Here is a 6,737-nt window from a genome sequence, read left to right as displayed (position 1 = left end):
AAGCCGGGCGGCTGGGGCGGCTCGCCCGCCGGCGCCGGGCAGCCGCTCGCCACGGGCGGCGCGCAGCGCGTCTTTGCGCCGGGCTGGATGGCGGCGCTCGCCGTCGCGCTGTGCGCGGTGGCGGTGGTCGTCACGCTGAACGGGCGGCGCCCGGCCGATTTCACGCCGTTTGCAGACGAACTCGTTGAAAGTCACGTGCGGGCGCAGGTCTCGGGACGCGACATCGACGTGATATCGACGGACCGGCATACGGTCAAGCCATGGTTCAACGGCCGGCTCGACTATTCGCCGCCGGTCGAGGATCTCGCGGCCAGCGGTTTCGCGCTGGAGGGCGGCCGGCTCGACTACATCGCGCATCAGCGGGTCGCCGTACTGGTGTATCGCTATCGCAAGCACGTGATCGACGTGTATGTGTTCCCGCAGGCCGGCGCGGGCGGGGCGGGGGCACGCCGTGGTGCGGATGGCGCGGCGCCCGCCGCGCTCGGGCACGAAGGCTATTCGATCGCTCACTGGGACGCGCAAGGCATGACCTGGTGGGCGATCACCGACGCCGCGCCGGACGCGTTGAGCGGTCTCGAAGCGGCGCTCAGGGCGCGCTTGCAAGGCGGCAGTGAGCGAACAGAAGGCGGTTGAGGGTTGGGGAAGCGGGCGGCAGGTGGCCGTGTAGCGGTGACGGAGCTGGCGCGAGCGGCGCAGCGGCGGAAAGCCGGTCTGCGGGCCCGCCGGGCAGCTGACAGCATGCTGACCGGCAGGCACACGTCCAAAGCCACTCCAGCCTTCCTCACTCCCTTTCCTCGTCCGCCCGTAAACCTTTGAAAACACACCCGATTCGTGCGTTGCGCTAACGAGATATCTTGCAACCCGGCCCCATTCGGGTTACACTCTTTGGCTTCTCACTTGCCGCACCGGTTCCGACGCCCGGGTGGCTTTTATCCATAAGTCAGCACAAGGAGTGAATATGCGTCATTACGAAATCGTATTTATCGTGCACCCGGATCAGAGCGAGCAAGTGCCCGCCATGATCGAGCGTTACAAGTCCACGATCACCTCGCACGGTGGCCAGATCCACCGTATCGAAGACTGGGGCCGTCGCCAACTGGCCTACATGATCGAGAAACTCGCGAAGGCTCACTACGTCTGCATGAACATCGAATGCGACCAAACCACGCTCGACGAGCTGGAACACGCATTCAAGTTCAACGACGCTGTTCTGCGTCACCTGATCGTCAAGATGAAGAAGGCCGAAACCGGCCCGTCGCCGATGATGAAGGAAGTGCAGCGCGAAGAAGCCAAGAAGTCGGCTGCTACGCAACCGTCCGAAGCGCAGGCTTAAGACACACTATTTAAGCTACCAGACCCAAGCGTCGCTTTCGCCAAAGGCTTCATGAACCGGCTGCAACTCACGGCCAGCGTCGTCGAACGCGAACCGGTGCGGTACACCCCCGCCGGCGTTCCGATCGCAGGATGCACGTTGCAGCATCGCACGGAAGTCGTCGAAGCAGGTATTGCCCGCCAGGTCGAACTGACCATGCAGGCAGTCGCAGCAGGCGAAGCGAGCGGCAGGCTGGAAAACTGTCCGATGGGCGTGGAAACGCTCTTCACAGGCTTTCTGGCAAAAAAGCACCGCAACGCAAGAACTCTGGTATTTCACATCACAGCATTGCAGGACATTGGAAAGGACTGAACATGCCCCGCCCGACTGGTAAGAAATTCGACAAGCGTCGTCAGCAACAAAATCCGCTCTTCAAGCGCAAGAAGTTCTGCCGTTTCACGGCCGCCGGCGTCGATCACATCGACTACAAGGACCTCGAAACGCTAAAGGACTTCATCGGCGAAAACGGCAAGATCACGCCGGCGCGTCTCACGGGTACGAAGTCGCACTATCAACGCCAGCTGGATACGGCAATCAAGCGCGCACGTTTCCTCGCGCTGGTGCCGTACACCGACCAGCACAAGGCCTAACCCGACGACGCGATAAGGAGCATCCGAATGCAAATCATTCTTCTGGAAAAAGTCGTCAATCTGGGCAACCTGGGCGATATCGTGAAGGTCAAGGACGGTTACGCTCGTAACTTCCTGATCCCGAACAAGCAAGCTCGCCGTGCAACGAAGGAAGCCCTGGCTGAATTCGAAGTGCGCCGCGCAGAACTCGAAAAGATCGCCGCTGAAAAGCTGGCGGCCGCTTCGGCTCAAGGCGAAAAACTGGCAGGTTCGACGGTTCAGATCGGCCAGAAGGCTGGCGTCGACGGTCGTCTGTTCGGCTCGGTGACGAACGCCGACATCGCTGACGCACTGGTCAAGCAAGGCTTCGCAGTGGAAAAGGCGCAAGTGCGTCTGCCGGAAGGCCCGCTGAAGACGGTCGGCGACCACGCAGTTCAAGTTTCGCTGCACACCGACGTTCTGGTCGATGTGACGGTGGCTGTGATCGGCGAACACGTCTAAGCATCAGCTAGTACCTGCCAGGACGTTGCTGGCGAAGGGCAGGGGCCGAGTAACCGGCCCCTGCTTTTTTTTGTGCCCGTTTTTTTCGTTTTTGCGCTCGCCCCGGCCGCCCGATTACCCGATAATTCCACTCCATGAACGCACCGTCCAAAGATCCCCAACTCGAGTCGCTGAAAGTCCCGCCGCATTCGATCGAGGCCGAGCAATCGGTGCTGGGCGGCCTGCTGCTCGACAACGCGGCATGGGACCGCATCGCCGACTTCCTGTCGCAGAGCGATTTTTACCGCTACGACCACCGCATCATCTTCGAGCACATCGGCAAGCTGATCGCGGCGACGCGTCCGGCCGACGTCATCACCGTGTACGAGGCGCTCGGAACCTCGGGCAAGGCGGAAGAGGTCGGCGGTCTCGCCTACCTGAACGCACTGGCGCAGAACACACCGAGCGCGGCCAATATCCGGCGCTACGCGGAAATCGTGCGCGATCGCGCGGTGTTGCGCCGGCTGGTGTCGGTCGCCGATGAAATCTCGGCCGATGCGTTCAATCCGCAAGGCAAGGAAGTCCGGCAGTTGCTGGACGAAGCCGAATCGAAGGTGTTTTCGATTGCCGAAGACGGCGCGCGCGGCACTCAGGGTTTCCTGGAAATCGGGCCGCTGCTGACCGAAGTGGTCGAGCGGATCGACACCCTGTATCACACCGCGAATCCGAGCGACGTGACCGGCACGCCGACCGGCTTCGTCGACCTGGATCGCATGACGTCAGGCATGCACGGCGGCGAGCTGATCATCGTCGCCGGGCGTCCGTCGATGGGTAAAACCGCGTTCTCGATGAACATCGGCGAATATGTGGCGGTCGAGTACGGTCTGCCGGTCGCCGTGTTCTCGATGGAAATGCCGGGGTCGCAGCTCACGATGCGTATGCTCGGCTCCGTCGGCCGGCTGGATCAGCACCGTATGCGAACCGGCCGTCTGACCGACGAGGATTGGCCGAAGCTCACGCACGCGGTGCAGAAAATGAGCGAAGCGCAAATCTTCATCGACGAAACCGGCGGGTTGAATCCGATGGAATTGCGCTCGCGCGCACGCCGGCTGTCGCGCCAGTGCGGCAAGCTGGGTTTGATCATCATCGACTACCTGCAGCTGATGAGCGGGTCGTCGTCCGGCGAAAACCGCGCGACGGAAATTTCGGAAATCTCCCGTTCGCTAAAGAGTCTTGCCAAGGAACTGGACGTGCCGGTGATTGCGTTGTCGCAGCTCAACCGGGGTCTGGAACAGCGCCCGAACAAGCGACCCATCATGTCGGACCTGCGTGAATCCGGCGCTATCGAGCAGGATGCGGACGTGATCCTGTTCATTTACCGCGACGAAGTCTATAACCCGGACAGCCCGGACAAGGGCACGGCTGAAATCATCATCGGTAAGCAGCGGAATGGCCCGATTGGACCCGTACGGCTAACGTTCCATGGGCAATTCACGAAGTTCGACAATTTTGCCGGTGCGCAGAATTTTTACAGCGAGTAAAGATACAAACAGGCGCCTGTTGTAACGGCGCTTTCAAAAGTGCGACAAGAGCCCCGCAACGGTACAATATGGCGGTTTTATGTCAGCCATTACGTGACCAATTTTCGGGATCCCAATGTTCGGTCGATTCATGCCCACCGAGGGCAAGTTCTTTGAAATTTTCAATGCACACGCAGCATGCATCGTCTCGGCGAGCCGCGAACTCGAGCTGCTGATCGACAACCTGCAAGACGCGGAAACCCATAAGCAAAACGTGCAAAAAGCCGAGAAGGCCGCTGACAAGCTCACGCACGAAACCATCGACCTGTTGCACAAGACCTTCATCACGCCGCTCGACCGCGACGAGATCCACAAGCTGATCACCACAATGGACGACATTCTCGATCTGATGGAGGACGTCGCCACCGCTATCTCGCTGTACGACGTGCAGGCGGTGACCTCGGAAGCCAGCCAGCTCGCCCATATCTGCACGGCCACTTCGGAGCGCGTGCAGTTCGCCGTCAGCCTGCTGTCGGACATGAAGCAGGCCAGCCAGATCCTCAAGGCGTGCGAAGACATCGACCGCCTGGAATCGGAAGCCGACCGTGTGCTGCGCTCGGCAATGTCCAAGCTCTTCCGCGAGGAAGACAACGTCAAGACCCTGATCAAGCTGAAAGCAATCTACGAATTGCTCGAGACGATCACGGACAAATGTGAAGACGTAGCGAACATCATCGAAGGCATCGTGCTGGAAAACGCATAATGCAATCGATACAACTCGCCATCTGGGTCGTTGCCGGCCTGGTCGCCGTCGCGCTGATTTTCGACTTCATGAACGGCTTTCACGACGCGGCGAATTCGATCGCCACGGTCGTTTCCACTGGTGTGCTGAAGCCGCAGCAGGCGGTAGCCTTCGCGGCGGCGTTCAACGTCATCGCGTATTTCGTGTTTCACCTGAAAGTGGCCGCAACCGTCGGCCGAGGCACGATCGATCCCAACATCGTCGATCACTACGTGATCTTCGGCGCGCTGGTCGGCGCGATCGGCTGGAACGTCATCACCTGGATTTACGGCATCCCGTCCAGTTCGTCGCATGCGCTGATCGGCGGGCTGGTGGGCGCCGCGCTCGCCAAGTCGGGCTGGGGCTCGCTCAACATGGACGGCCTGCTGAAGACGGTCGCGTTCATTTTCATCTCGCCGCTGCTGGGCTTCGTGCTCGGCTCGTTTTTCATGCTGGCGGTGTCGTGGATGTATTTCCGTACGCCGCCAAGCAAGGTCGACCGTCGTTTCCGGCGTCTGCAGCTGGTGTCCGCAGGTTTGTATAGCCTCGGCCACGGCGGCAACGATGCGCAGAAAACCATCGGCATTATCTGGATGCTGCTGATCGCAACCGGCATCGCGTCGGCGTCCGCGGACGCGCCGCCGCTGTGGGTAATCGGCGGCTGTTATCTGTCGATGGGCCTCGGCACGCTGTTCGGCGGCTGGCGGATCGTCCGCACGATGGGCCAGAAAATTACCAAGCTCAAGCCGGTCGGCGGTTTCTGCGCGGAATCGGGCGGGGCGATCACGCTGTTTACCGCGTCGTGGCTCGGCATTCCGGTGTCCACCACGCATACGATTACCGGCGCGATCGTCGGTGTCGGCGCGACGCAAAAGCTCAGCGCGGTGCGTTGGGGTGTGGCCGGCAACATCGTCTGGGCCTGGATTCTGACGATTCCGGCCTCTGCGGTGCTGTCCGCGGCGGCCTGGTGGTTTGGCCACCATTTTCTGTAATTCCTTGAGCGACTGCGACTGCGTGGGCCTACGCGAGACGTGGCGGGTGCGGCGCTGACGACGCGCCGCGGCTCCAATGCAAGAGCGGCGCTCGCATCCTCGGTACGCCATCGTCCCTATACGTTGTATCGGACGCAGCCAGCCTTATCCGGGCGTCGCTCAGATGAGCGGCGCGCTGCCCCCATCCATCGGGACAATCGCGCCCGTCACATAGCTCGCGCGGCGGCTCGCCAGGAACAGCGCGACGTCGGCAATCTCCTCCGGTTTTGCATAGCGTCCGAGCGGCACCCTGGCTTGTCCGCGCGCCAGCGCGTCCGCGTTCTCGATGCCTTGTTGCGCCGCCTCCAGTTTGACCGCTTCCTCGACGCGCTCGGTCAGCGTCGCCCCCGGGTTGATCGCGTTGATGCGGATGCCGTAGCGCGCATAGTAGTGGGCGAGGCCGACGGTGGCGAGCATCAGCGCTGCATTCGCGGCGCCGCCGGCGATATGGATGTCGCTTGCTATCTTGCCGCCCATGCCGATGATGTTGACGATCGTGCCCGGCTCCGCGCCGCCGCCCGCTTTCGCACGCTCGGCCATGCGGCGCAGCACTTCCTGCTGCGGATAGATGTAGGGGAAGTACTTGGCTTCCATCGTCGCCCTGAACGCGTCGGCATCGAGCGTTTCCGGGTCATAGCGGCGCGCCGCGCCCGCGCTGTTGATCAGAACATCGATCGGGCCCACTGCGGTGCTGACTTCCTCGACGATATCGACGGCGCTGTGCGGTTCATGCAGATCGGCGCGAGTCCGGTGCACGTGCAGGCCTTCCTGCTTCAATTGCTCGTAGGCGCGCGCGAGGTTGGCGGGGTCGCGTGACACGATCGCGACTTTGGCGCCTTCCTGAGCGAACGCTCGGGCGCAGGCGAAGCCGATTCCCTTGCTGCCGCCCGTGACCAACACCACCTTGTCTTTCAGCCCGAGATCCATCGTCACCACCCGCTGTCGGAAGAATATCGATGACGATAGCAGATCGGCGGCGTTGCT

The 6,737-nt window shown here is 61.7% G+C and carries 8 protein-coding genes and 1 pseudogene; 8 read left to right on the top strand and 1 reads right to left on the bottom strand.

Going from position 1 to position 6,737, the window contains the following annotated elements:
- The 8 genes and pseudogenes from CIC12_RS16720 to CIC12_RS16685 form a co-directional block, all read left to right on the top strand.
- A pseudogene (locus CIC12_RS16720) lies at nt 1-633 on the top strand (anti-sigma factor); the annotation flags it as partial.
- 325 nt (nt 634-958) lie between these two features.
- Nucleotides 959-1,333, top strand: coding sequence for a 30S ribosomal protein S6 (gene rpsF, locus CIC12_RS16715; protein WP_006048823.1), 375 nt, complete (start codon nt 959-961; stop codon nt 1,331-1,333).
- A 51-nt stretch (nt 1,334-1,384) separates the two neighbouring features.
- The gene (gene priB / locus CIC12_RS16710) at nt 1,385-1,684 is read left to right on the top strand and encodes a primosomal replication protein N (RefSeq protein WP_168665204.1); all 300 of its coding nucleotides are present in this window, start codon (nt 1,385-1,387) and stop codon (nt 1,682-1,684) included.
- Between the two features lie 2 nt (nt 1,685-1,686).
- Entirely contained in the window at nt 1,687-1,962 is a 276-nt protein-coding gene (gene rpsR, locus CIC12_RS16705; protein WP_007182109.1) for a 30S ribosomal protein S18, read from the top strand.
- A gap of 27 nt (nt 1,963-1,989) precedes the next feature.
- A complete protein-coding gene (rplI, locus tag CIC12_RS16700; RefSeq protein ID WP_168665203.1) occupies nt 1,990-2,442 on the top strand; it encodes a 50S ribosomal protein L9 in 453 nt (150 codons plus the stop codon).
- A gap of 134 nt (nt 2,443-2,576) precedes the next feature.
- Nucleotides 2,577-3,962 (top strand): replicative DNA helicase, encoded by a 1,386-nt coding sequence (locus CIC12_RS16695; RefSeq protein WP_168665202.1) that lies wholly within the window; start codon nt 2,577-2,579, stop codon nt 3,960-3,962.
- A 115-nt stretch (nt 3,963-4,077) separates the two neighbouring features.
- Nucleotides 4,078-4,704: a DUF47 domain-containing protein gene (locus tag CIC12_RS16690; protein ID WP_168665201.1), complete on the top strand. Its 627-nt coding sequence runs from the start codon at nt 4,078-4,080 to the stop codon at nt 4,702-4,704.
- Nucleotides 4,704-5,714: an inorganic phosphate transporter gene (locus CIC12_RS16685; protein ID WP_168665200.1), complete on the top strand. Its 1,011-nt coding sequence runs from the start codon at nt 4,704-4,706 to the stop codon at nt 5,712-5,714. The genes CIC12_RS16690 and CIC12_RS16685 overlap by 1 nt, the downstream gene beginning before the upstream one ends.
- Before the next feature lie 159 nt (nt 5,715-5,873).
- Here CIC12_RS16685 and CIC12_RS16680 read toward each other — a convergent pair whose 3' ends face one another.
- Nucleotides 5,874-6,680, bottom strand: coding sequence for an SDR family oxidoreductase (locus tag CIC12_RS16680; protein WP_168665208.1), 807 nt, complete (start codon nt 6,678-6,680; stop codon nt 5,874-5,876).
- Between the last annotated feature and the right edge of the window lie 57 nt (nt 6,681-6,737).

The sequence above is a fragment of the Paraburkholderia sp. SG-MS1 genome (assembly GCF_012275575.1).
Classification (GTDB): Bacteria; Pseudomonadota; Gammaproteobacteria; order Burkholderiales; family Burkholderiaceae; genus Paraburkholderia.
The sequence above is the reverse complement of the archived record's forward strand: the minus strand, read 5'-3'. Positions and strand labels throughout refer to the sequence as shown.